This is a genomic window from Pseudomonas syringae CC1557 (assembly GCF_000452705.1).
GTDB lineage: Bacteria > Pseudomonadota > Gammaproteobacteria > Pseudomonadales > Pseudomonadaceae > Aquipseudomonas > Aquipseudomonas syringae_F.
In genome coordinates this window covers 2,782,524-2,807,143 of sequence record NZ_CP007014.1, presented here as the reverse complement: position 1 = coordinate 2,807,143, position 24,620 = coordinate 2,782,524, and the positions used below count along the sequence as shown (strand labels likewise).

The window sequence follows — 24,620 nt, the reverse complement described above, 5'->3', positions numbered from 1 at the left end:
AGCGGCTTACAGGAGCGGTTTAATGGCGATGGATCAAGAAGAGCGATCAGCCAAGACGGCGCTGAAGCGGAAACTGGTCGCCGAGAAAGAGCTGCGCCACCGGGTTCGGCCTGGCATTGAGCAGGCCCTGAATCGGGTTCGCCAGCGCGGCAAGATGCCCATCATCAGCGAGGTCTTGCAGATCGCGATCATGAAGATGGATTTGATGGATGATGAAGAGCTTGATGCCTTCCTGACTTATCCGCGCCACGAAATCGTGGTTAGCGAATCCGTGGCGCGGGCAATCTACGACGCGGGCGTCAGGAATATCCGGAGCGCCGACCAAGACGAATCAGACGAGCTCATCTCACCGCTCGCCATCAATTGCTGCGACTGAGCTGAACGTTCTGGCTGATGCAATTGATGTTAGTCACCGTGCCCATGAAAGCATTCATCTGCACAGAGCACTTTTCAATATTCAGGCCGTTTCTGCCATCGCTTGAGATGTTGGTCACGTAAGGCCCTGCGGTTGAACAGCCAGCCAACACGGCTACGGCGGCAAATAAAGCAAAAATCGACTTCTTCAAAGTACAGCTCCTAGTGCCCGGCTCCATGCCGGTCATCATCTATAGCTCACCCCCAAGCTATTTGCCACCACCGGCTACCGGAGGGCGGCGCCCGTATCTACTTCGCCATGAACCCGCCTACGCAGGTGGCATAAAAAAGCCGCTCATTGAGCGGCTCGGGTTACTGCACCAACCCGTTGAGTCTCGCCTGCCCAAGGGTGATCGCAAGGGTAACTTCATCAACATCACGACGATCTATGAAGCAAACCTTGCTGCCCTCCTGAGCTAGCAGCTCGCTCGCGCCGTCGGACAACTCTTCAAAGGTAACGCCCTTTGCTTGAGCCACCGCCATGACCGCGACAAGAGCCTGTTCGTAAATTTTCGATAGATCTTCAGACATTTAAATCTCCCTGTCCGGCTCCATGCCGGGCATCCGTAATACTCCATCCCAAACCAATTTGCCACCACCGGACACGGAGGGCGGCACCTGCACTGGAGATTGCAATGCACGTCCTTTTCTGCAGCTACGGGAACGACTCCATCGCGCTGATACAATGGGCGCACGAACGGCAGCTCAAAGACGTCGTCTGCCTGTACTCCGACACCGGCTGGGCTGCGGTGCAGTGGCCAGCTCGGGTTGCGCAGGGCGAGGCACTGGCTCAATCCTATGGCTTTCGCACGTTCCAAACCCAATCAGAAGGTATGGTTGCCTTGGTGAAACGCAAGTGCGGCTGGCCTGGTGCTGGGGGCCAAGGCCAGTTTTGCACCGCCGAGCTGAAGGTGCTACCGGCCCTGCGCTGGCTTGATGAGCATGACCCAAAAAAATTGGCCACGACCATGACCGGTGTTCGCCGGTCGGAAAGCGCCCACCGCGCAGATGCGCCAGAGCATGTGATGGAATCGGAGCGACATGGAGGCCGTGAGCTGTGGCAGCCGCTGGTGCGCCACGACGACGGGATGCGCAACGAGCTGTTAGCTCGCGCGGGTTTCAAGGTCCTGCCGCATCGGTCCCGCGAATGCGAGCCGTGCATTAACGCCAACATCGACGAGCTGCGGCTTCTGTCCGAAGACCGGATTGAGCTCATCGATGTCACGGAGCGCGAACTGGGGTTCACCGCCAAGGGCAAACCTCGGGTCATGTTCAGATCAGCACGTCGAAAAAACGCTGTCGGCATACGGGCCGTTATCCAGTGGGCCGACGCGCCTAGGTCGAGGGACCAAATGCAGCTGTTTCCCGCAGGCAAGTGCGATTCAGGCTACTGCGGTGGATGAATCGCTCTTTAGTTGCTCCCTCAATGCGCGATGCACTACACGGTGGCAGTTGGCACACAAGCACCGCACTTGGTCCAAGGTCGTTGCATGATCATCGTTCATTTCGGAAATTAGAACAGTGTCATGGTGCACCTCAATACAAGCGTCCCCGTACTCACCATACGTTTTTACAGGATCCAGTAAGCATTGCTCGCAACGAAGTTTGCCGTGCTTCTTTATAAATGACGCTTTCTTAGCTTGGGCCAGCCCTGGCTTTCGCTCCCTGCGAAGGTGAGAAACTAGTTTTTTACTTCCTTCTAGCCAAACTTTCTCTTCAATATCGATGGGTGCATCCTGAAATTTGGGTTGTTCACCTTTGGCGATAACCGTATAGCCCGCGGCCTCTAACAGTTCAAAACAAACCGTATTCAAACCACCGTGAAAATGGCCTGGCCCAACCGTGAATCCCAAAGCTAAGGTTGCCGCGAGCCCAAATACCTGCTTGGGCGCTAACCTAACCCCGTCCTCGACCAGTAGATCGTAATCTACGGATGGACCAAAGCCTATAGCCTCGACGCCGTGGAGAAGTGCCTGAACAGCGGCCCAAATATGGTCAGCAGTAACTTTTCGTAGCTGCTCTGCTGGAATGCGGAGTTCGGCTAGACCAGAATCATCGCTCAAATCAATTTCAGACGAAAAAACTCTTGAGAAACTTCTATCAGCAGAGCGAAAAATATCATAACCCAATTCAACTAGCTGTCGTTTAGCTGCCGATGTATTTGTATTTAAAGATCCAATCCCTAGAGCCATAGCATAGATATACTTCAATGGATAGCCAATACCATCTCCTGCTATAAAAAACCAATTCGGCCTGCGATAGCTGAATGGGCGAACACCGCTGCGGAAAAGCAACACGGCCGCTTCTATATCATCTCTTTGCATACCTACACCTATCCCGGCCTCATGCCGCGCGGATAAGAAGTACCCCAATTTAAACAATTGCGCCACACCAGCGAGGATAATCTATGTCCGCCCACCAGAAGAAACACCCCTTCGATTTTAAAACCCAGTACGGCCTTGGCTTCAGTCCGCAAGACGATGAGATCGTTGTGGACTTCTTCTGCGGCGGCGGAGGCGCTGGTACCGGGCTTGAAATGGGCCTTGGGCGCACCGTCAGCGTGGCCAAGAATCACAGTCCTGCAGCGATCAGCATGCACACCGTGAATCACCCGAGTGCGAAGCACTTCACGACCGATGTATTCGACGGCGATCCGGATACCGAATGCGGTGGCAAGGCAGTGGGCTGGTTCCACATGAGCCCGGATTGCACCCACCACAGCCAGGCCGCTGGCGGGCAGCCACGCAAGCGCGAGATCCGTAACCTGTCGTGGATCGGCTTGAAGTGGGCAGGCAAGAAGCAACCCCGTGTCATCAGCCTGGAGAATGTGAAGCAGATCCTGCAATGGGGCCCGCTGGTAGCCAAGCGTTGCAAGTCAACCGGCCGGGTCGTGAAACTGGGCGGCGGCATTGCCGCACCTGGTGAGGTTGTGCCGGTCGATCAGCAGTTTCTGGTGCCAGACCCTACGCGGCGCGGCCAGACGTGGGCGGTGTTCGTGGCCGAACTGAAGCGCCTGGGCTATGCCGTCGATTGGCGCGTGATCCGAGCGTGTGACTTCGGCGCGCCTACCAGTCGGGAACGCCTATTCATGATTGCCCGCTGCGATGGGCAGCCGATTGTGTGGCCGGAGCCGACCCACGCCAAGCGCCCCGCCAAAGGCCAGAAGCCTTGGAAGACCGCTGCAGAGTGCATCGACTTCACCGACCTGGGCAAAAGCATATTCGGACGCAAGAAAGACTTGGCCCCCGCCACCTTGCGCCGAGTCGCCAAGGGCATGAAGAAGTTCGTCATCGACAACCTGGCCCCGTTCATCGTCCCAATTGCAAATTGGTCAGGCGAGACGGTGCAATCGGCCAACGAGCCGCTGCGAACGGTGACTTCATATCCAAAGGGTGGCGCATTCTCAGTAGTCAGCCCTGTAATGGTGGGTGCTGGAGGGCCTGAATACTCGGGCAAGCCAACATCTGCCGAGCAGCCGATGGGGACCCTGCTCGCCCAGAACCACCGTGGTGTCGCAGCGGCAAGTCTCGTGCAGCTTGGGAACGGAGATAAGCCGGGAGCCGCGCCGCGCCGCGCCGATATGCATGACCCGCTCGGTACGATCATGGCATCGGGCGGAAAGTACGCCATTGCCGCTGCGCACCTGGTGAAGTTTCGATTTGATGATGCAGGCAAAACGCTGGATGACCCCCTGCCAACCATTACCAGTGGAGGGAACTATCAACGGCCTGCAGGTGCAGCCCACGCGATGGGAGTGTCTACGGTGTTCATGGCTCAGATGAACGGAGGCTTCAACACGACGCACGCCAAGGGCGTCGACGAGCCAATGACGACGGTCACCAACACCGGAAGCCAGCAGCAGCTGGTGGCCGCAAGCCTGGTGCACCTTCGCGGCAACTGTGACGCGCGGGACACCGCCGAACCTCTGCACACGATCAGCGCCGGCGGCCAGCACCACGGACTGGTCACCGCGTTCATGGAAAAGCAGTTCGGTGCCAGCGTCGGCCAGCATCTGGATGAGCCAGCGCCTACCGTTACTGCCGGTGGCGGCGGTAAAAGCTCTATCGTATCGCTCAAGCTCTCCCCGGAGCATGAGGAAGGTGCACTACGCGTAGCCGCATTCCTGATCAGTTATTACGGGACCGAGAACGTCAGCGGCGCAGGCGAACCAGCGCCCACAATCACGACCAAGGATCGCTTGGCGCTGGTCACCGTCATGGTCAAGGGCACGCACTACGTGATCATCGACATCTGCCTGCGGATGCTCAAGCCGTCCGAGCTGTACAAGGCTCAGGGCTTCCCAGCCGACTACGTCATCACCCACGGCGCCGACGGCAAGCCGTTCACCAAAACCCAACAGGTTCACATGTGCGGCAACAGCGTCAGCCCGCCGCCGATGGCTGCACTTGCTCGAGCAAACAACCCTTGGAAAGTACTTTGTGATGAAGATTTAGCAGCGTAAGTGATGTGCTCACGATTCTAAAAGCTTTCAAGGGATCTGCAAGGTCCACACCTCTTCAAGAGCGTACCAAGCGCCAATCAAAAAAAACAAAGAAAAGATCAATAAGAACGATCCAAAAAAGCACCAAAGAATGAATCGCACCGACGGGGGCTCATCCAGCAAATAGACCCTGTCAGCCCATCGTAACCCTTGAGCAACGGCGTATAAACATCCGATACATAACATTGCCGCACATATAGTTGTCGTCACTATCCAAGCTAATTGCCTAGGGTTCCCCTCCCCTATAACGGTGCCCGCTGTCAATAGTGACATCCCGGTAATTGAGGCAATCGAGCTAACAATTGACAAGACCTCAGACCACTTCATAACTACTCCTTATAAGAAAGCCCCGGATGTTGGCATAAATAATCTGGAAATCAATCCATTAAGCCGCTATAGCGGCAAGGACGAAGTCATGCCCGAACAAAAGATCGTGTTCATCCAGCAAGCCCCCGTCATTCGCGACGAAAATGGTTTCTTTCAACATCCTGATATGCCGGACTTCGACGAGGGCGACGGCGAGAAATGCAAAGCCTGGGTCGCTGAACAAGCGCTAGAAGTGGGGATGGTCGAACTTGAGTATGCAAGCGACAAAGCTGTTGCTGATCGCTATTTCGAAGCGGGCGACCCTGACTGCAGTTACTGGGAGCCGGATCGCCCTGATGGTGAAGGTTGGTTCTGCCTGGCTATTCATGACACAGACGATGGCCCGGTCTGCTGGTGGGCACGGCGGGTGGTAACGCCATGACCCAGGCCAAGGAAAGACCGATCCTGTTCAGTGCGCCGATGGTGCGCGCAATCTTGTCCGGGCAGAAGACAGTCACGCGGCGGACGCTCAAGGTTCAACCGCACATTGATGCGAGCGGTAATTTCTGTGTAGGTGGTGCCAACTACGGGCAAGACATTTACGGCAAGCCGGTGACAAAACACTTTGTCAGCAGTAACTGCCCGCACGGAAAACCCGGTGACCGGCTATGGGTGCGAGAGGCCTGGCAGGCTGATGCGCAGGTTAATGAGGTAGCGCCGCGAGAGCTGAGCCACGGAGAGCCGATTCAGTACCCGGCGGATGGCGCCTCAAGGCAAACCGGATGCTCGATGATCACGCCAGGCAAAACTCGGCCATCCATTCACATGCCGCGCTGGGTCAGCCGCATCCTGCTGGAGATAACCGACGTGCGCGTTGAGCGCTTGCAGGACATCAGCGAAGAGCAGGCAGAGGCAGAAGGCGTCGACTTCCTGCGCGCAGCACCAGACCTCGATGAGACGCTGACCGCTGCGCAGCTCTTCTACTGCCTTTGGTCATTCATCAACGGTTCCGACTCGTGGAACAGCAACCTATGGGTGTGGGTCGTCGAGTTCAAGCGCGTGACGCCCTGAACCTACTTGCCCTTGAGAATCATGATTGCGAACACCGCAGCAGCGACTGCACAGGTGAACGCGGCCAGTCCGAGCAATAACATGGGCTCTTGCAAGGGTTCTACCTCCGTGTGAAGTAACACTGCATTCATCTTGAATGGCAGCGGCCAGCTACGTGACCTACCTCACAACAAAGATCAGCTCCCCCCTATCAGTCATCGCCATGCCGTACTTGAGCCTGCCCAGGTACTGCTCGTGCATCGAGTAGACGCGGTCATCGATGATTCTGAATACCAGAGTCCTGCCCAGCCATATGTTGCCGTCGGCAGCACGCCGACCCAGCTGGGCGTTATACGGTCCGTAGACTTCGTTCGTGACTGTGGTGCATTGCATGACGCTACCCCTATGAGGCTATGCGCGGCTGAATCCTGAAAGCCATTTGCGTCATACAACCGAACGTCCGCTGACGGTCGTTGAAAGATAGCAGTGAAAAGCAGCACCTGCCTGATATCCCCTTTCCATTTAAAGCCTGCCGGATCGGTGGGCGGAGACGTGCCCATGAAAGTAGAAATGAGCGGCGCCGGAATCACGATGGCTTTCGTCCACCCCAGTGCGATCAAGTGTCCCAAGTGCGATTACAAGGGGCACGGCCAGCTGACCACTAAATATCGAACTTACTGCCCGGTCTGTTTCGACGAGTTCATTCGCCAGCACGTCCCTGAGCTGGTCCACGACCCAGAGGGCAAGCCGTTCGACCCCAACAGCCTCATCGTCAATCTATAACCCCTTCCGCCGCCCAGCGCGGCCCGCATTCATTTCAATATCTAAAAATGGCAGTCCTGAGCGGGCTGCAGGAGCTACTGATGGGCGAAATTCATTTTCTGTCGCACGAAGAGGTGTGCACCCTAACCGGTGCCAAAACGAAAGCCGGGCAAATAACAGTGTTAAAGCGGAACGGGATTCGGCACACGATTAAACGAAGTGGCTGGCCGTGCGTCATTGCATCGGCGCTGACAGGCGAAGCCGTGACCACCACGACTACAGGCAAACCTAAATGGCAGCCACGGCTGGTGGGATAAATGGGAAGAAAGCCTATTAATCCCGACAGCGTCACACGCCTCAGAAAGCGTAAACAGCGCAGCGGGGTCGTCTATTACTACTATGACATCGGAGGTTCACCGCGAAAGGAAATCCCACTCGGCTCTGACTATGGCATGGCAATCGTCGAGTACGCCAAGCTGGAGAAGAGCCGAACATCCTCGGCTCTCGTACAGCAGGTGCTGACCTTCGCGTATGTCGCGGAGAAGTACATGATCGAGGTGGTGCCGACCAAAAGCCCGGCCACGCAGAAAGACAACGCCAGGGAGCTGAAGCAGCTTCTGAAGTTCTTCGACGATCCTCCAGCACCGCTGGAAGCGATCGAACCTCAACACGTCGTGCAGTACCTGCGCCAGCGAGGAAAGACTGCTCCTGTCCGGGCAAACAGGGAGAAGGCGCTACTGAGTGCTATCTGGAATTTTGCAAGGAGCGCCGGCTACACGGCGCTGGCCAACCCGTGTGCGGGTGTTAAGGGTCACAAGGAAGTTGGGCGAGACCATTACATCGAGGACGAAATGTTTGCCCTAGTTTACAGCCACGCAGAACAGCCGTTGCGCGATGCTCTGGACCTGTTCTATCTGACCGGGCAGCGGATCGCGGACACGCTGAAAATGGATGAGCGCGATATACGCGACGGCAGACTATGGGTTCAGCAAGGCAAAACGAATGCAAAAAGGAGGATTGAAATTACAGGTGAGCTGAAGGTGGTCATTGACCGCATTATGACCAGAAAGGAAGGACACAGGATGCGCACCTCCAGGCTGATCGTTATGGACAACGGCCAGCCCATGACGAGCAGTATGTTGCGAGGGAGATTTGACGCGGCACGCGAGGCGGCCGGTGTGGAGAAGGGAGAATTTCAGATGCGAGACCTGCGAGCGAAAGCCGGCACGGATAAGGCTGAGTCGAGCGGCGATATCCTTCAAGCCCGCGATCAGCTCGGGCACACCACCGTGGTGATGACCGAGAATTACATCCGCAAAAGGATCGGGAAAAAGGTCACTCCAACCAAGTGAATTCTGCACCGCAATTATTTTTACCCCCTTGAATTTAAAGGGCTGCAAGGCAGGTAATTAACGTGTCATGCGGTGCAGGATTATCTCTAACTATATGTTTATAAAGGATAAAATTACGGACTTAAAATCCCTCGTCCTTTGGACGTGCCGGTTCGACCCCGGCTCGGGGCACCATATATAGATAAAGGGCTTACGCGCTGTATGTGCGTAGGCCCTTTTTGTTTAAATTGCCGCAATTTTAGATTCTTGCCGCAACTCCTAAAAACTCCTTCCCCGGCGTCCTGCCGACGAACACCACTCACCAAATCCGAAAGACTCAAATACTGTATGCAAATACAGTACTCGAGACTCCCCCGTCATGAGTATCGACTACACAGACGACTGGCCATTTTGCCCCACCCAGGAGCAGATGATTAAGCAGCACGCACAATTAGTTTTATGGATTCGCTTAGCTCAATGAGACTAAAACAGGAACTCTAATTAAAAGCCTTAAAGCTGAAACTTGCTCACTTCCTGCTGCAGGCTGATGGCGAGGCTTTTCAAACCTCCGCTGGTTTTGAGCAGCTCCTGAACCGACATGTTGTTTTGTTCGGACATCTGCGCCGACCGCTCTACATTACGTGCTACATCCTGGCTGGCTGCAGTCTGCTCACGTAAAGCGAAGGAAATCTGATCAACCACTTGTAGTACTTTGCTTGAACTGTCACGGATCTCGATGATGGCCTGACCCGCAGTCCCGGCCATCTCGACGCCCTGGTTGACTTCCACTACACCAGTGCGCATGCTTTCGACCGTCTCCCGGACACCCGCCTGAATTTTCTCGATCATGCCAGCGATCTCTTTGGTCGACTTGCCGGTGTTTTGAGCCAGCAGGCGCACCTCGTCGGCAACCACAGCAAATCCGCGACCTTGTTCCCCGGCACGAGCAGCTTCAATGGCGGCGTTAAGCGCCAGCAGATTGGTCTGATCGGCGATGCCTTGGATAACACTGACAATTGACGAAATATGCTCGGAGTGCTGACCCAGATCTGCAACTTGAGCAGACGAGAGCTGCACAGTCTTGGCTATACCATTCATGCTCGACAGGGTATTTTCGATGACCAGTGCACCATCTTTGGATTGCTGACCTGAGCGGCTGGCAAGCTGGTGAGCCTCATCGGCGTTTTCAGAAACATGATGAATACTGACCGTCAGCTCTTCGATGGTAGCAGCCATCATAGATGCCGACGTTGACTGCTCTTGAATCGCCCCGGAAAGTTGCTCGGACGCCCCGGAAATCTGCTGCACGGCAACTACCAATTGATTGGCTGCCTGGCTTATCTGTTGAATCATTTCACGCAAGCGGATTTGCATCCGGTCGAAGGCTTTGGGCAGCTCATCACGACTGCTTGTGTCGATCACAGTATCCAGTTTGCCGTTGGCAATTGCGGTGGCAGCATCAATCGCCAGTTGTAGGCGTGCGGTAGTGCTACGCCCCAGTGCAGTAGCAAGGACTGCAGAGAGCAGCGCTGCTGCAAGGCCACCGTAGATCAATACCAGTATGGCAAAATGTTTGGCGTCGACCATTTGCTGGCTTCTCGTCACAAGTAGCTTGTTCTCCTCAGCAGTGATCTCGGCAAGCGTAGCTCGCATGCCGTCCATCTTCGCTTTATCGGCGCCTGATGTAACGCGCTTGTCCACTTCGTCAGAGGAAGTGTTGCGCGCGGTCAGATCCCTGCGCATGGCGAGGATTGGATTGATATCTTCATCAAGCCAACGTTTCTGCATCTCGCCAAGCGAGGCAAGTCGTCGCTGTTGCTCTGAATTATCCGCCGTCAAGCGCTTGAGCAAGTCAAGCTCTTCAGAAAAGCGTTTCTGACCGGATATTAACGGTTCCAGAAAAACATCTTTCGAAGATATGACAAAGCCTCGCATACCGGTTTCTATATTTATAAGCTGCTCAAGTGCCGATTGTGACGCGCGAATAACCTGATAACTATGGAGATTATAGTCAGTCGCATCTTCGACCTGTCCAAATCCTCTATAAGAACTTGCGACCAAAGCAGCTATGAAGAGGACAATGACGGTAAAACTAAAGTAAAGCTTTTGCGAAATACTGAGTTTGTCGAACATTCTATCAGTCCTGAAAAACAAGCCTTTCCTTGGCATGATTGGGGTATTTTAGTCATGCAGCGGCTACAGACTTCATTCCCTGCAGAGATAATGTCACTTGGCCATCATCATAGTGACACCTCTTGCTTGTACTGTGAGAAATTAATGTTTTCATGAGGTGCATTAAGGCCTAATATCAAGTTAACTACCTGATATTTAATAAGATATATTTTGTATTAAATTTTATATATAATTAATTTCCGTGTTGACGCTGATTGAAAACTGAAGCAGGCCGACTGCTTACTTTTACCGCGCGGACCTCCAGAGAATCATGACGGCAATTCTACCCACACCGATTTTTCGTGCAAAACCTAACAAGATAACTTCATGCTAAACCTTAAGCCTCCATACAAAAACAACTCGACCGAGTGATTAAGATACTTCTACCAATTCAAATGAACACATAAGTATCTTTCATAGCGATGACGTGCAATGCATTGCGCTCCCGGCCATCCAGTTACACGAGCTACCGACCTAATCGTTTTCGTTGGGCTCCTAAACTTTCCGTATGCCCAATGACGTCGCTAATAACTCTTAGTCCCGGGCAGACAGTCATCGTCATCCCTCATAACCCCCAACGCACAATCGCCCGGGTGGTTGGCGCACCCGGAAAGGGCAAACGCAATCAACGCGAAAGCTTGTAGCTTCATCAGGTCCTTCTCCATAATCCCGGCCATATCCGCAGATTAGTGACTAACAGCGAATCAGGAATCGTGGGAGATCGGCGCGTGGAGCAGGGAACGAACCTTTTTGAGCTAGCGGGATTCGCGCTGATTCTGCTGGTAGGAGTCATCTTGAGCGTGCGCGGAGGTAACCGGTGGGAAGCCGGAATCAATGCAGACTTCCAGGCGGCGCTGAAGAACCTGCATATCGTTAGCTATGAATTGCTTGTAGATCGAACCGTAGCCCCTGGCTCGAAAGTGTATGCAGAGGTTTACCGGATATTACGAGATCAGGACGACCGATACTTTCTGTACATGCTGCTTGATGACGCCAAGGGGGTGATGAAGCCACTGACAAAGGAGCGAGCTCTTTTAGCTGTGAAGATGAGTCCCTACCAAAAGAAAGCCTGACCTACTGAACGCTCGCCCCCTGAATAACCAGCGGCCTCACCAAACCACCAGTGCACGTATCCCGCATCTTGGTCACCTCAATGGTTTCCGCGGCAGCGGCGCACATGTCCGTTGCCGCCAGGGCTAATGGCGATCCGCAGCCGATAGCGGCTGAGCGATCAAGCCTGATCCTGCTCTTCCAGAACCCGGTCTTTTCGTCATGACGGATCAGCCAGAGCGTTTCACCTTCGTACACATAATCAGACGCCTCAAGCGGTGCCGATGCTGCGTTAACAAGTAGCGGCGATCAGGGCATCAAAGTCGCAGGCAGCGCCTGTACAAAGGAAGTGAGCGCCCTTGACCGTCTACAGCAGCTTATTGCAATCGTCGTCTGTAAGGGTCGTTTAGTGCCCAGCGCGAGAGTCATAGGCGATCAAGCCGTCTTTGTAAGCTATGGTCGTCCTGCCGTCGCGCTGGCCAGGCATACAGACTGGATGGAATGACAGTAGCGTCAGGGGACATCGAGTAGTAGCTTTTGGCTATGTAGGTTCACCCACCGAGATTGCTAATGAACGATCCAAAACAGGCTCTCAACAAAATAGAGGATCTTCTCAGCGCTGCCCGTGGGACGGATGATCTGTTTCAGCGTGCTGCGGCATTCAGTGCGATATCCATCCTTGTGAAAGGCTTGGGTGACTATTTGGAAGAGCGCGCCCCGTACGCTGGCGAAAACATTGAGCGTCTGCGCGCTCATGCATCGTCAATGCTCGGATACGACGTGACGCTCGGCCACAGCACAGAACAGCATCACGTATGGGCTCTATCAGCCATTTCGGCGCTGAACGAAGCGCTCGACAGACTCGATAGATAGAGAGCTTTCCCAGCCATCTGCTCGTAAAGGCCGTCGAACCTGAATAGAGTCATTTGCACGCAATCACCTCACCTGCGGCCACTAAGCATCCCAGTATCCTGCCTTGCGTTATTAATCCGCCTGCCACTTATGCGATTTCACTCGCACGCTACGTCGGCAGGCGCTCAAAACATATAATTAATCCGAAACACATTCCCCTCAGGATCCAGCAACACGGCCTGATACCAGTTGTAATACGTCAAATACGGCTCCTTCACCAACCTGGCACCCAGATCCACCGCCACTGGCACAAGACGGTCCACATCCTCCTGTTCATCAACATCGATATTCAGCAGGAACCGGCAGCCGGTGCTGCCTTCGAATTCATCCAGCCCCAGCAATTCGTAAGCATCGAGCGCATTGAAGCCGATGCAGGATTTGCCGGTGTCCAGCCCGCGAAAGATCGGCGATCTGATCGACTCAATTTCACTGAAGCCAAACAACTCCGAATAAAAACTGCTCAGGGCAATTACGTCCTGAGCAAACACGTTTACGTAAGACAATGTATTCATGTCAGGCCACCTTGCTGCCGCCGAAGGTCGTCTGTTTGACGAACTTGGCCAGCAGGTGATCGCCGGAGGTGACTGGCGCATGGCGAGGCGTTGCGCCGGGTGGCAGGCAGCCGGGCAAGCACTGGATCAGGGTGTCGTAATTTGGCTGGTGGAAGAACACCAGCGATTGACGTCGGTTGTCCTGCTCGCTGGTCATGGGCGGGTTGACGACGCGATGCAAGGTGGAGATCCACTGATCGTTGGTCCACTGCATCATCAGGTCACCGATATTGACCACGAAACCGTTTTCGACATAGGGCACATCGACCCATTCGCCCTTCTGGTTGCGGACCTGCAAACCGCCCAGCGCGTTGTCGGGACGCACAATGGTCAGGCTGCCGTAGTCGGTGTGCGCACTGGCGCGTAGCTGCCCGGCTTCGACCTCGGTCTTGATGTCCGGGTAGCTCAGGCTGCGAAACATGCTGATGTGCCGATCGATCTTGTCATCAAAGAAACACTCGTCCAGCTCCAGTGCCAGCGCGAACAGGCGCATCAGCGATTGGGCCAGTTGGCTCATCGCCTCGAAATACTCTCTGTAAGCCTGTCGAAAGCCTGGCACCTGCTCTTCGGCTGGCCAGACGTTGGGCGCGAAGTGTGGGCCTGCCACGGCGTTGTGGTAGTAGTCCTCGGCGGGCACATCACTGGGCCCGATGGAGAATGACTCCTTGAGGTCGCCCGGCGCACTTTCTTCCAGTGAATACGAAAGACTCTCCTCAGCCACTGCGCTGTAACCCCGCACCATTTCCGGGCTTGGCCGGTCGACTTTGCGCTTTTCAGCGAGTGGCAAATCGAAGAACTGTCGAGTCAGACGTGAAACCCGCTCAATCAACTCATCTGGAATCTGGTGTTCGGTGATTACCAGAAAGCCGAGGTCCTTGCACGCCTGATTGACCGCCTGCGCCACGGCGGCCTTGCCGTCCGGTGTTCCTGAAAAATAGGGAGCAAGGTTGATGATGGGCACATATTGCAGAGTCATACGGCTGATTCCTCTCGCTGACACAACACGGAAAAGGCTCACCGGCGAGGGTGAAGGTCAGCGAGGCATGAGCAGAAACTGTGCCATTGATCAATTCCACAATGCTTACAAGGAGTTAGCATTTTGCGCGTGCTTTTCAGATCAAACGGTCTGAAACAGAGCGCATGGTTTGAATGCGTGAGCACTGAAAACGGGCCAGAACCGCGCACAGTGGCTGCGCCGCTAAGCGCTTTCGATACGTTGAATCACATCAGCAGTGGTCGTGACTTCGCCGAACTCATAGGCAATGGTGGTCAATGCAATACGCTGAACCTCTTCTGCCGACACGGCGCCGAAGCCCACGTCGGGGTAGTCCATGGCCGCATTTGCATCGCTCAGGGCAATGACTTTGTACTCGCGGTGCACGCCGTCCCTGATGGTGGTTTCGCAACAGACATTGGTGACCGTGCCGCAAACAATCAGGGTGTCGACATCACGGCCACGTAATACGGTGTCCAGGTCGGTGTTATGAAAGCCGCTGTAGAACAGCTTATCGATGATTACATCACCAGCCCGGGGCGCCAGCGCCTCAATGATGTCGACATCCGGGTCATGGCGCGCGAGGATCTGGTCGACATTGGGGTAGAGATCACGCATGCGCCCGGTGTCCGAGCCATCACCGCGCACGATATGACGTAGATAAACCACCGCCACCTGAGCAGCACGGGCGGCGTGCAGCAAAGTATGGATAGGCTCGACAATATCAGCAGTGCGCTTGACGTACAGCGCCCCCTGCGGCTCGCAAAAGACTTTTTGCATGTCAACGACGATGACTGCTGTTCTGTGCGGGTTGATCGGCCACCGGACAAGGGGCTTGCTCATGGAAATCACCTCGATTGAGCTTACTGGCTGGACAGGCCTGGCAAGCAATAATCGTGCTACTGCCCGTATAGGTATGACCACCCGCTGAATCAAGTAGTGACAAATGCACTGTACCGAAGGTGATCGACCTGGCGTCCCAAACGCACTGAAAATACAAGGAACGTTGTTATGAAATCGAGTTGCGTGGCATCAAAAAAATCGGCAATGACCGGTGCGCATCAGGTGAAAATCCACTGCATATTATTGCTCACTCTGGCCCTGACAGGATGCGGAACAATCAATACCGTGTTCAGGCCGGACTCTGTAGCCGGGGAAAAACTCACGCGCTGGAAATCAACATGCTCATCGATACCCCGGGTGTACAGCGGGGTCATGCTCGATTTCTGTAATTTGAACGCTGGGCCGCAATCAGCCAGCCCTAATCAGGTACGCGCCGGTCTTGCGTGGGTATTGCTCGACATGGGTGCATCCGGAATCGCCGATACCGTGCTGCTGCCTTACACGATTTATCAGCAGAATCAGTATGGCTACATCAATGCGAGTCGGTTTGAGTGACTGTGCGGGTGAGTGGTGCTCTTCAGGGCACCTCTCGTTCCGCGCTCCAGCATGGCCAGCGCGGAGCATTGGCGGGAGAGTCAAATGAGGAAGTTTCGGAACCCCTTTTCCGCGCTCAATAAAAAACCCCGCAGACTTTAATCTGCGGGGCTTTCAAATAGTGGAGGCCGAGGTCGGAATCGAACCGGCGTAGGCGGATTTGCAATCCGCTGCATAACCATTTTGCTACTCGGCCTCAAACGTCAAATGTTTTACCGCAACATCAAACGTATTTTGAACTGCATGGGAAACCACAATTTCTTTGGCTTCCAACCCATTGAATCTTAAGGGTTTTTTTCAATTCCTCGTTCAGGAATGGACGCAATTCTCTACTGCTTCGCATGCCATGTCAAGAACGAGGCGAAAATAATTACCCCGCCGGTCTAGCGCTCGATAGGTGTGTATGGCCGAAAGAACGCTGACCCCATCCATTGTTGCGCTTTTTCTGTGGTCAAGGGCTCTGCGCGTCGATAGCTGCTGGCGCGTTTCGAATAGCCCTTGTGGTCATACTCGGCCATGTACGGATACGGGAATACCTTGCGGGTGCGGCCTCGGTTGGCGACATCATCATTGATCAGGAACGCGGCCGCCGATTGCTGTGCCGGGATCTGTCTGTTGCCCGCCTTGTCGGGCATCGCCTGCCTGGCGACGATGGCGTCGGGTGCCTGGCCTTTTTCGACCCAGGCCATTATGGGTGTCAGCAGGTCGACCAGGCTCGGCCCTTCCCCGCCACCGCAATGGTAGACGCCAGGCAGCATGTACAGGCGTTCGAACGACTCAGCGCGCGCCTTGCCCATCTGCGCTTCGACTGCTTCGTGGTAGGCCAGCGTGTTGAGCGGCGAGATGTTCGGGTCGGACCAGCCGTGCCAAAGGATCAGCTTGCCGCCACGGTTGGCAAATGAGGAGAGATCGGGGTTGGTAGCGTCATACAACGCGTGCAACGGGCGCAGTTTATCGAACGTGTTTTTATCGATGTTCAGCGTGCGAAGGTCGAAATCCGCTGCGGGGTTTTTCTCGAATACCACGTTGCGAATAGCCTCTGATGCAGCTTTTTCGCTGTATGCGATCTGATCAGCAGCCACCGGCACGAACACGCCAGCCCAGGCCAGTTCCGAGCCAGGCTGTGGGCCACCGAGGGTCAAGCGCTCACCACTGGCGGGATCTTTCGGGCCTTCGTAGAAACGCTTGACCGCTGCGACTTCCGGCTCGCTGAGGCAGTTGCTGGTGTCCGCTGCAGTCTTGCACTGCTGCGAAGCAGGATCGAAGTGGCAGATACGCGGGTCCGCTATCAGGCCATCAATCTGCCCATCCAGCACGTCGCACTTGGCCAACACCGCCTTGTGCAGCAGCGGCAGCTTTGCGGCCAGCAGGATGGGTTTGCCATCCGGCCCGGTGTTGGAGCGGGTCATCCAGCCGTGATACAGCGTTTTCTGCACCTGAAAGTTGAGCGCCGGGGCGCCGGCGATGATGCCGTCGAAATCATCGGGGTAACGCTGGGCTTCGATCAAGGCTTCGCGTCCGCCATCGGAACAGCCGCTGAAATAGGCATATTCGGCTTGCTGCCCGTAAAAGGCGCTGATCAGCTTCTTCGACGCCAGCGCCGTGAGGTGGACGGCGCGATGGGCGAAGTCGATCCGCTTTTGCGGGTCATCGCCAAAGGTGGTGTCCGATGCCTGATGTCTCATGTCGGTGGCTGCAACGGCGAACGCGCCAGTATTCAGCGGCCTGCAGCGCTCGGCGGCGCGCACTGTCGTGTTGATGTTGCCGCACAGCCCGCCACATCCGACTTGCAGGTAACGTTGCGCCCAGGTGCCGGTCGGCAGTTCGAGCCTGAAACCGATCTCCGGTGCCAGCCGTCCCTCCACCACACAGACGGCAATACCGGCGCGTGTGGATTCGCTGGCTGACACTACGCGACTACCCTGCCCGCCAATGTCGCTGAGCTCCAGATCGCTTAACGCAGCGCAGGCCTTTACCGGCTTGACCACTGCGAGTTGAGCGATGTTGCCGCTGGCCGCTGAAAGCGAAGTTCTGGCCTGAGCCGGAACCTGAAAGAGGACTGAGCTGGCCAGCAATATCAGGACATGGGTGTATCGGGGTAGCGTGGGTTTCATGAGAACTCCTGTTCATGAAGGATCAAAACCGCAGTGCGCCCCGTCAATGGCCACACACTGGGTACGGTTGAAAAGTTCCAGCATCATAGTTATTCAAGTGCAATCGAGAAAACTTTCAACGATTCCCTCGGCGCAAAACTCCAGGCTCCGGTGCCTGACTTGAACAGTCCGGACAGGCTGGTGCTGCTCGGGCCCGCGCTGGCCGTGAGGGTAATGCAGGGGGAAAACGCAACCTGCGCCGCAAACTGGAACAGGCCTGCCCTGGGCAGGACCCGATTCAGTCGCGGTATGGGGTGGGTTATCGGCTGGAGCTGTGAGGCACGCAGCGCCGAGCGCTGAGAATCGGACGCGGAGCGTCCAGAAAGGCGTTCCCACGCTGGAGTGAGGAACGATGATCATGAATGTCCGAAGGAACACCTATCGTGCCGACGCTCTGCGTCGGTATGCCGTTCTGGACGCTCCGCGTCCGGTCTAGCTCGGGTGTTGCGAAGTATTGAAGCAGCAATAATCATGACCACTCTCAAGCGCAGTCACTCATTGTCCACTCCTATCAATGCCAGTAAGCTCCCCCCATGAACAAAACCATCAGCAATCCCGCAGCAGGCCGTGGTCCGGCAGACCATGAGATTCGTGATCAGATCGTGATTGCGGCCACGGAGCATTTCAGCCAATACGGTTACGGCAAGACCACTGTCTCTGATCTCGCCAGGGCCATCGGTTTTTCCAAGGCGTATATCTACAAGTTCTTCGAGTCCAAACAGGCCATCGGCGAGATGATCTGCGCCAACTGCCTGAGCGAAATCGAGGCTGAAGTCCGCGCAGCGGTCAACGACGCGAGCACCCCACCGGAAAAGCTGCGACGCATGTTCAAGTCGGTTGTCGACGCCAGCGTGCGGCTGTTCTCACAAGATCGCAAGCTGTACGAAATCGCCGCTTCGGCAGCCACTGAGCACTGGCAGGCAACGTTGATTTATCAGGAACAGCTCCAGGAAATCCTTCAGGAGATTCTCCAGGAAGGTCGGCAAACCGGCGACTTCGAGCGCAAGACGCCGCTTGATGAAACCGTCGCGGCGATCTACCTGGTGATGCGAACCTACTCCAATCCGCTGCTCCTGCAGCACAGCTTCGATTACACAGACGAAGGCCCCGCCCAACTGTCCAGCCTGGTGCTACGCAGCCTGTCGCCGTGAGTAAAACAGATTTGTGACTATTGACTAATTTGGTCACTAGAATCAAAGTGCAGGTCTCGATCACTGCACGTTGAGATTCCCATGCTCCGGCACCGCCTCGCCCTGCTCACTTTTGCCTGTGTTCTACCGATCGCACTGACCGCCTGCAGCGAAAAGACGCAATCGGACCCGCGCACCGAATCGCCTTTGGTGCGCGTCGCAACCCTCAAAGAGGCTGTCGTAGCACCCCGCGCCTTCACCGGGACTGTGGCGGCGAGAGTGCAAAGCGATCTGGGCTTCAGGGTTTCCGGCAAGGTACTGGAGCGATTTGTCGACACTGGGCAAGCCGTAAAACGCGGGCAACCGCTGATGCGTATCGATCCTGCAGACCTGAAACTGGCTGCCCAGGCGCAACGCGAGGCAGTGACTGCCGCCAGAGCGCAGGCCAGGCAGACGGCGGATGATGAGGCGCGCTACCGAAACCTGCGCAGCAGCGGCGCAATATCGGCTTCAAACTACGACCAGATCAAAGCCGCAGCCGACTCGGCCAAGGCTCGACTCAGCGCCGCCGAAGCGCAGGCAGAAGTTGCTTTCAATGCGACCCGTTATGCAGAACTCATCGCGGATGCCGACGGTATCGTCATGGAAACCCTCGTTGAACCTGGCCAGGTCGTCAGCGCCGGACAAGTGGTAGTGCGGGTTGCACATGCAGGGCCTCGTGAAGCCGTCATTCAGCTCCCGGAGAACCTGCGACCGCGCATAGGTTCTGCCGCGCAAGCCACGCTGTTCGGCAATCAGGACCTCAACACCAGCGCTCGGCTGCGACAGCTCTCGGACGTTGCAGACCGCCAGACCCGCACCTTCGAGGCGCGTTATGTGCTGGAAGGCGATATGGCCAATGCGCCGCTGGGCACCACCATCACCGTGAAAATTCCAGGCACAGACGCCTTCGGACAGGACGTTTTCCAGGTACCGATCAGCGCCTTGTACGACGCGGGCAAGGGACCGGGCATCTGGGTCATCAAAGGCGAGTCGGCGCAGGCTTACTGGACGCCGGTAACCGTCCGCCACCTTGATGACGAGCACGCTTTTATCAGCACCCAGCTCAGCCCCGGCGTGCCGATAGTCGCCCTGGGCGCACACCTGCTGCATGACGCCCAGCCCGTAAGAGTGATCGCGCCAGCGGCGGCCAGCGTGGCCGAGAGTGCGCAACCATGAGCGGTGATCGTTTCAACCTGTCGGCACTGGCGGTGCGTGAGCGCTCGATCACCCTGTTTCTGATCTGCCTGATTTCATTGGCCGGAATCATTGCGTTTTTCAAACTGGGTCGCGCTGAAGACCCCGCCTTCACGGTCAAGGTGATGACCGTGGTGTCGGTCTGGCCCGGCGCAACTGCGCAGGAGATGCAAGACCAGGTCGCGGAAAAGATCGAAAAACGCCTGCAGGAACTGCGCTGGTACGACCGTACCGAAACCTACACCCGACCGGGTATGGCGTTCACAACCCTGACCTTGCTCGACAGCACGCCGCCCTCACAGGTCCCGGATGAGTTCTATCAGGCGCGCAAGAAAATCAGTGACGAGGCCATGACACTCCCATCCGGAGTCATCGGGCCGATGGTCAACGATGAATACTCTGATGTCACTTTTGCACTGTTCGCGCTGAAGGCCAAAGGCGAGCCACAGCGCGTGCTGGTCCGGGACGCCGAATCTCTGCGCCAACGCTTGCTGCATGTGTCAGGCGTGAAGAAAGTCAATATCGTCGGCGAGCAGCCGGAACGGATTTACGTTGAGTTCTCGCATGAGCGACTGGCAACGCTGGGGATCAGCCCTCAGGACGTATTCACCGCACTGAACAACCAGAATGCGCTGACTGCGGCAGGCTCGGTTGAAACCCGTGGGCCGCAGGTGTTCATTCGGTTGGATGGCGCGTTCGATGAGTTGCAGAAAATCCGCGACACACCGGTCGTGGCGCAGGGCCGCACGCTGAAGCTGGCGGACATCGCAACGGTCAAACGCGGTTACGAAGACCCGGCGACGTTCATGATTCGCAGTGGCGGCGAACCCGCGCTGCTGCTGGGTATTGTCATGCGTGACGGCTGGAACGGCCTGGACCTGGGCAAGGCACTGGATCGAGAAGTCGGCGCGATCAACGCCGAGCTGCCACTAGGCATGAGCCTGAATAAAGTCACCGATCAGGCCGTCAACATAAGCTCGTCGGTCGACGAGTTCATGATCAAGTTCTTCGTCGCCCTGCTGGTGGTCATGCTGGTCTGCTTCATCAGCATGGGCTGGCGTGTCGGCGTGGTGGTCGCTGCCGCCGTACCGCTGACCCTGGCGATGGTCTTCGTGATCATGGCCATGAGCGGCAAGAATTTTGACCGCATCACACTGGGCTCGCTGATCCTGGCCCTAGGACTGTTGGTCGACGACGCGATCATTGCCATCGAAATGACGGTGGTGAAAATGGAAGAAGGTTATGACCGCATCGCCGCGTCTGCCTACGCCTGGAGCCACACCGCCGCCCCCATGTTATCCGGCACGCTGGTCACCGCCGTCGGCTTTATGCCCAACGGCTTCGCACGTTCCACTGCGGGCGAATACACCAGCAACATGTTCTGGATCGTGGGCATTGCACTGATTGCCTCGTGGGTCGTCGCCGTTTATTTCACACCGTATCTGGGCGTCAAGCTGCTGCCTGACGTGAAGCAGGTCGAAGGCGGGCACGCAGCGCTTTACGACACACCGCGCTACAACCGTTTCCGCCGGATTCTAGCCAGGATCATCGCTGGCAAATGGATGGTCGCAGGTTCGGTCATCGGGCTTTTTGTGCTGGCCGTGCTGGGCATGGGGCTGGTCAAGAAGCAGTTTTTCCCGGTGTCTGATCGCCCTGAAGTACTGGTCGAAGTGCAGATGCCTTACGGCACATCAATCGCGCAAACCAGTGCCGCCGCCACAAAAGTGGAAAACTGGCTGGCCGAGCAGGCCGAAGCTACCATCGTCACCGCCTACATCGGCCAGGGTGCGCCACGTTTCTACATGGCGATGGGCCCGGAATTGCCTGACCCGTCATTCGCCAAGATCGTGGTCCGCACTGACAGCCAGGAACAACGCGAAACGCTGAAACACCGATTGCGCCAGGCGATCTCCGAAGGCTTGGCGGCGGAAGCGCGTGTGCGGGTCACACAGTTGGTATTCGGCCCGTATTCAGCATTCCCTGTTGCCTATCGTGTCAGCGGCCAGGACCCGGACATGCTGCGTAGCATTGCTTCGCAGGTGCAGCAGGTCATGACCGCCAGCCCGATGATGCGCACGGTCAATACCGACTGGGGCAGCCGCACACCGACTTTGCATTTCACCCTGCAACAGGACCGCATGCAGGCCATCGGCTTGAGCTCCAGCCAGGTCGCGCAACAGCTGCAGTTCCTTCTGACGGGCCTGCCCGTTACTGCGGTGCGTGAGGACATTCGCACGGTGCAGGTGATCGCCCGCTCAGCTGGAGACACGCGCCTCGATCCGGCGAAAATAATGGACTTCACCCTCGCAGGCGCCGACGGGCAGCGTATTCCGCTGTCGCAGGTGGGGAGCGTCGACGTGCGCATGGAAGAGCCGGTAATGCGACGTCGTGACCGCGTGCCGACCATCACAGTGCGCGGCGACATCGCCGACGGCCTGCAACCACCCGATGTGTCGACAGCCATCACCCGGCAGTTGCAGCCAATAATCGACACCTTGCCCAGTGGCTACCGGATTACGCAGGCAGGCTCAATCGAAGAGTCCGGCAAGGCGATGGACGCGATGCTGCCGCTGTTCCCCATCATGCTGGCGGTGACGCTGATCATCATCATTCTGCAAGTGCGCTCGATATCGGCCATGGTCATGGTGTTCCTGACCAGCCCGTTGGGACTCATCGGAGTGGTGCCTACGCTGATTCTTTTTCAGCAACCGTTCGGCATCAATGCACTGGTCGGGCTGATCGCCCTGTCGGGCATTCTGATGCGCAACACGCTGATTCTGATCGGCCAGATTCATCATAACGAGCAGGCAGGGCTTGATCCGTTTCAGGCGGTGGTCGAGGCAACCGTACAACGTGCGCGCCCCGTGATACTGACGGCGCTGGCGGCCATTCTGGCCTTCATCCCGCTCACCCATTCGGTGTTCTGGGGCACGCTCGCCTACACGCTGATCGGCGGCACCTTCGCGGGTACGGTACTGACACTGGTGTTCTTGCCCGCCATGTATTCGATCTGGTTCAGGATCAGGGCGCAGGGTAACAACAGGCCGATGACTGTACAGTCTGAGTGAATGCAGTCAGTCAGAAATGCAGGCGGCCTGCCGGTGCGTAAGGCGCTGGGTCAATGATGGGCTTGCGGTCCAGCAGCAAGTCGGTGAGCAATTGGCACGACGCAGGGGCCAGTACCAACCCGTTGCGGTAGTGACCGCAGTTCAGCCAAAGCCCTTCGAAACCGGCAAGCGGCCCGATAAAGGGGATGCCTTCGGGTGAGCCTGGACGCAGCCCGGCCCACTGGGCGATGGGTTCGGCATTGGTCAGTTCTGGTAGCAACTCAATGGCCGATGCCCTCAAGCTTTCCAGAGCAGCCTGCGTGGTGGTCTTGTCGAACCCTTCGTGTTCCAGCGTACTGCCGATCAGGATATGCCCGTCACGACGCGGGATTGCATAACGCCCTTTCGCCAGCACCATGCTCGACAGAAAATCCGATGCGCATTTGTAGAGGATCATCTGACCTTTTACCGGCTCGACCGGCAGGTCCACGCCGAGAGTCTTGAGCAGCTCACCGCTCCAGGCGCCTGCAGTGAGAATCACCCGATCCCCGATGACAGCACCTGACGGTGTGTTAACGCCTGAAACCCTGCTGCCTTCACGCACAAAGCCGCTGACTTCGCACTGCTCGCGAATCTCGACATTGGGCATCGCCAGCAAGGCCGCCTTAAGCGATTTGACCAGCCGGGGGTTGCGCACATTGGCCACATTGGCCATGTAGATCGCCCGTGAGTACCCCTCCCCCAGCACCGGCACGGCATCATGCACAGCCGAGATATCGACACTGCTCAAGGGCCGCTTTTCGCGGGCAGCCCACTCAAGCGCGGCCTGTTCGTCATCGAGGTCGAGCCAGTACAGGCCGGTGGTATGAACTTCGGGATCGACGCCGGTCTGCGCGAACAAGCGCTCACCGAGGAGCGGATAGAAGTCCTGCGACCAGTGCGCCAACGCGGTGACCGCCGGGCTGTAGCGCCATGGATAAAGCGGCGAAACGATCCCGCCACCGGCCCATGAAGATTCCTGGCCGACGGCGGAGCGATCAAGCAATACGACGTTGACCTGTTCGGAAGCGAGATTGAAGGCGGTCAGCAGACCTATGACTCCACCGCCGACGATGACTACTTTCTGCTTGGACATCTTGCTCTCGGGACAGGAAAACGGTTTCAGCGGCCCCAACAGTCTTTCGGGGTCACGCCGGCTGTGGCGCCTGGATTGGTGCGCGCTCCGGTGTTGGTGATCACGAAGCTGCCGCACTTGTCGCCAGCCATCATCGAGCCCGGGATGGGGTCGGCTGTCAGGGTGAAATCGGTGGCGTTTAGGACCGGCGTAATTTTGTAGTACGTATTGGCAGCCACCACCGTCGCCCCGGCGTAGCTAGCCGGACTGATTCTAGAATAATAGCGCTCCAGCGCCTGCGTTTGCTCCGACAGCAGACTGGCGATAGCCGAACGCTGAGTGCGTTTTACGTACTCGGTGTAACTGGGATAAGCGATGGCGGCCAGAATACCGACAATCGCCACGACGATCATGAGTTCGATCAACGTAAAGCCCCTGGATGTCGCGCGCATGATTAGTT

General features: G+C 56.6%; 25 protein-coding genes, 1 tRNA gene and 1 pseudogene. 15 read left to right on the top strand and 12 right to left on the bottom strand.

The features are described from left to right. Window positions 1-22: 22 nt before the first annotated feature. A complete protein-coding gene (locus tag N018_RS12770; protein ID WP_025389840.1) occupies window positions 23-376 on the top strand; it encodes a hypothetical protein in 354 nt (117 codons plus the stop codon). Here the strand turns inward: N018_RS12770 and N018_RS12765 are convergent. Together N018_RS12765 and N018_RS12760 are read right to left on the bottom strand one after the other, a co-directional pair. Beyond that, complete coding sequence (locus N018_RS12765; protein ID WP_024641805.1) at window positions 360-566, bottom strand: lipoprotein; 207 nt, start codon at window positions 564-566, stop codon at window positions 360-362. The two genes, N018_RS12770 and N018_RS12765, sit on opposite strands and share 17 nt — an antisense overlap. A 160-nt stretch (window positions 567-726) precedes the next feature. Further along, a complete protein-coding gene (locus N018_RS12760; protein ID WP_025389839.1) occupies window positions 727-945 on the bottom strand; it encodes a hypothetical protein in 219 nt (72 codons plus the stop codon). A 104-nt stretch (window positions 946-1,049) separates the two neighbouring features. Here N018_RS12760 and N018_RS12755 point away from each other — a divergent pair, with 104 nt between their 5' ends. After that, entirely contained in the window at window positions 1,050-1,817 is a 768-nt protein-coding gene (locus tag N018_RS12755; protein ID WP_025389838.1) for a phosphoadenosine phosphosulfate reductase domain-containing protein, read from the top strand. Here the strand turns inward: N018_RS12755 and N018_RS25745 are convergent. Further along, on the bottom strand, window positions 1,797-2,738 hold the full coding sequence (locus N018_RS25745) for an HNH endonuclease (RefSeq protein ID WP_025389837.1): 942 nt from the start codon (window positions 2,736-2,738) through the stop codon (window positions 1,797-1,799). The genes N018_RS12755 and N018_RS25745 overlap by 21 nt on opposite strands. 83 nt (window positions 2,739-2,821) lie before the next feature. On the opposite strand from N018_RS25745, the gene N018_RS12745 reads away from it, so the two are divergent. The 3 genes from N018_RS12745 (at window position 2,822) to N018_RS12730 (ending at window position 6,292) form a co-directional block, all read left to right on the top strand. Continuing rightward, on the top strand, window positions 2,822-4,876 hold the full coding sequence (locus tag N018_RS12745; protein WP_025389836.1) for a DNA cytosine methyltransferase: 2,055 nt from the start codon (window positions 2,822-2,824) through the stop codon (window positions 4,874-4,876). Window positions 4,877-5,330: 454 nt separating this feature from the next. Then, complete coding sequence (locus N018_RS12735; protein WP_025389834.1) at window positions 5,331-5,663, top strand: hypothetical protein; 333 nt, start codon at window positions 5,331-5,333, stop codon at window positions 5,661-5,663. Then, window positions 5,660-6,292 carry a hypothetical protein gene (locus N018_RS12730; protein ID WP_025389833.1) on the top strand — a complete coding sequence of 211 codons (633 nt, stop codon included), beginning with the start codon at window positions 5,660-5,662 and terminating at the stop codon, window positions 6,290-6,292. Before N018_RS12735 ends, N018_RS12730 begins: the two co-directional genes overlap by 4 nt. A 159-nt stretch (window positions 6,293-6,451) precedes the next feature. Here N018_RS12730 and N018_RS12725 read toward each other — a convergent pair whose 3' ends face one another. Beyond that, entirely contained in the window at window positions 6,452-6,664 is a 213-nt protein-coding gene (locus tag N018_RS12725) for a hypothetical protein (protein WP_025389832.1), read from the bottom strand. A 198-nt stretch (window positions 6,665-6,862) separates the two neighbouring features. Between N018_RS12725 and N018_RS12720 the strand changes: the two genes are divergently transcribed. From N018_RS12720 to N018_RS12710, 3 genes are all read left to right on the top strand, one after another. After that, entirely contained in the window at window positions 6,863-7,054 is a 192-nt protein-coding gene (locus N018_RS12720) for a hypothetical protein (RefSeq protein ID WP_025389831.1), read from the top strand. 80 nt (window positions 7,055-7,134) lie between these two features. Next, window positions 7,135-7,350: a DUF4224 domain-containing protein gene (locus tag N018_RS12715; RefSeq protein ID WP_025389830.1), complete on the top strand. Its 216-nt coding sequence runs from the start codon at window positions 7,135-7,137 to the stop codon at window positions 7,348-7,350. Further along, on the top strand, window positions 7,351-8,385 hold the full coding sequence (locus tag N018_RS12710) for a site-specific integrase (protein WP_025389829.1): 1,035 nt from the start codon (window positions 7,351-7,353) through the stop codon (window positions 8,383-8,385). A 489-nt stretch (window positions 8,386-8,874) separates the two neighbouring features. Here N018_RS12710 and N018_RS12705 read toward each other — a convergent pair whose 3' ends face one another. Further along, the gene (locus N018_RS12705; protein WP_025389828.1) at window positions 8,875-10,497 is read right to left on the bottom strand and encodes a methyl-accepting chemotaxis protein; all 1,623 of its coding nucleotides are present in this window, start codon (window positions 10,495-10,497) and stop codon (window positions 8,875-8,877) included. 728 nt (window positions 10,498-11,225) lie between these two features. On the opposite strand from N018_RS12705, the gene N018_RS12700 reads away from it, so the two are divergent. Then, a complete protein-coding gene (locus tag N018_RS12700) occupies window positions 11,226-11,609 on the top strand; it encodes a hypothetical protein (RefSeq protein ID WP_195757176.1) in 384 nt (127 codons plus the stop codon). A gap of 547 nt (window positions 11,610-12,156) precedes the next feature. After that, complete coding sequence (locus N018_RS12690; protein WP_024645898.1) at window positions 12,157-12,459, top strand: hypothetical protein; 303 nt, start codon at window positions 12,157-12,159, stop codon at window positions 12,457-12,459. Between the two features lie 164 nt (window positions 12,460-12,623). On the opposite strand, the gene N018_RS12685 is transcribed toward N018_RS12690, so the two are convergent. From N018_RS12685 to N018_RS12675, 3 genes are all read right to left on the bottom strand, one after another. Then, window positions 12,624-13,010, bottom strand: coding sequence for a VOC family protein (locus N018_RS12685; RefSeq protein WP_024645897.1), 387 nt, complete (start codon window positions 13,008-13,010; stop codon window positions 12,624-12,626). A 1-nt stretch (window position 13,011) separates the two neighbouring features. Continuing rightward, window positions 13,012-14,025, bottom strand: a complete 1,014-nt coding sequence (locus N018_RS12680; protein ID WP_025389826.1) for an isopenicillin N synthase family dioxygenase — start codon at window positions 14,023-14,025, stop codon at window positions 13,012-13,014. Between the two features lie 222 nt (window positions 14,026-14,247). After that, the gene (locus N018_RS12675) at window positions 14,248-14,886 is read right to left on the bottom strand and encodes an isochorismatase family cysteine hydrolase (RefSeq protein WP_025389825.1); all 639 of its coding nucleotides are present in this window, start codon (window positions 14,884-14,886) and stop codon (window positions 14,248-14,250) included. Window positions 14,887-15,054: 168 nt separating this feature from the next. Here N018_RS12675 and N018_RS12670 point away from each other — a divergent pair, with 168 nt between their 5' ends. Next, window positions 15,055-15,441 carry a YceK/YidQ family lipoprotein gene (locus tag N018_RS12670; protein ID WP_025389824.1) on the top strand — a complete coding sequence of 129 codons (387 nt, stop codon included), beginning with the start codon at window positions 15,055-15,057 and terminating at the stop codon, window positions 15,439-15,441. A gap of 161 nt (window positions 15,442-15,602) precedes the next feature. Here N018_RS12670 and N018_RS12665 read toward each other — a convergent pair. Both N018_RS12665 and N018_RS12660 read right to left on the bottom strand, forming a co-directional pair. Beyond that, window positions 15,603-15,676 (bottom strand) — tRNA-Cys (locus tag N018_RS12665). A 187-nt stretch (window positions 15,677-15,863) separates the two neighbouring features. Further along, window positions 15,864-17,594: a tannase/feruloyl esterase family alpha/beta hydrolase gene (locus N018_RS12660; RefSeq protein WP_025389823.1), complete on the bottom strand. Its 1,731-nt coding sequence runs from the start codon at window positions 17,592-17,594 to the stop codon at window positions 15,864-15,866. Window positions 17,595-17,821: 227 nt separating this feature from the next. On the opposite strand from N018_RS12660, the pseudogene N018_RS27430 reads away from it, so the two are divergent. The 4 genes and pseudogenes from N018_RS27430 to N018_RS12640 form a co-directional block, all read left to right on the top strand. Further along, window positions 17,822-17,911, top strand: a pseudogene (locus tag N018_RS27430) (two-component system response regulator BaeR); the annotation flags it as partial. A 255-nt stretch (window positions 17,912-18,166) separates the two neighbouring features. Next, window positions 18,167-18,784: a TetR/AcrR family transcriptional regulator gene (locus N018_RS12650; RefSeq protein ID WP_024647403.1), complete on the top strand. Its 618-nt coding sequence runs from the start codon at window positions 18,167-18,169 to the stop codon at window positions 18,782-18,784. Window positions 18,785-18,865: 81 nt separating this feature from the next. Beyond that, complete coding sequence (locus N018_RS12645) at window positions 18,866-19,981, top strand: efflux RND transporter periplasmic adaptor subunit (protein ID WP_024647402.1); 1,116 nt, start codon at window positions 18,866-18,868, stop codon at window positions 19,979-19,981. Then, the gene (locus N018_RS12640; protein WP_024647401.1) at window positions 19,978-23,067 is read left to right on the top strand and encodes an efflux RND transporter permease subunit; all 3,090 of its coding nucleotides are present in this window, start codon (window positions 19,978-19,980) and stop codon (window positions 23,065-23,067) included. Before N018_RS12645 ends, N018_RS12640 begins: the two co-directional genes overlap by 4 nt. 10 nt (window positions 23,068-23,077) lie before the next feature. Here the strand turns inward: N018_RS12640 and thiO are convergent, their stop codons facing one another. Continuing rightward, the gene (thiO, locus tag N018_RS12635; RefSeq protein ID WP_024647400.1) at window positions 23,078-24,181 is read right to left on the bottom strand and encodes a glycine oxidase ThiO; all 1,104 of its coding nucleotides are present in this window, start codon (window positions 24,179-24,181) and stop codon (window positions 23,078-23,080) included. A gap of 26 nt (window positions 24,182-24,207) precedes the next feature. Then, complete coding sequence (locus tag N018_RS12630; protein ID WP_024647399.1) at window positions 24,208-24,612, bottom strand: type IV pilin protein; 405 nt, start codon at window positions 24,610-24,612, stop codon at window positions 24,208-24,210. Window positions 24,613-24,620 lie beyond the last annotated feature (8 nt).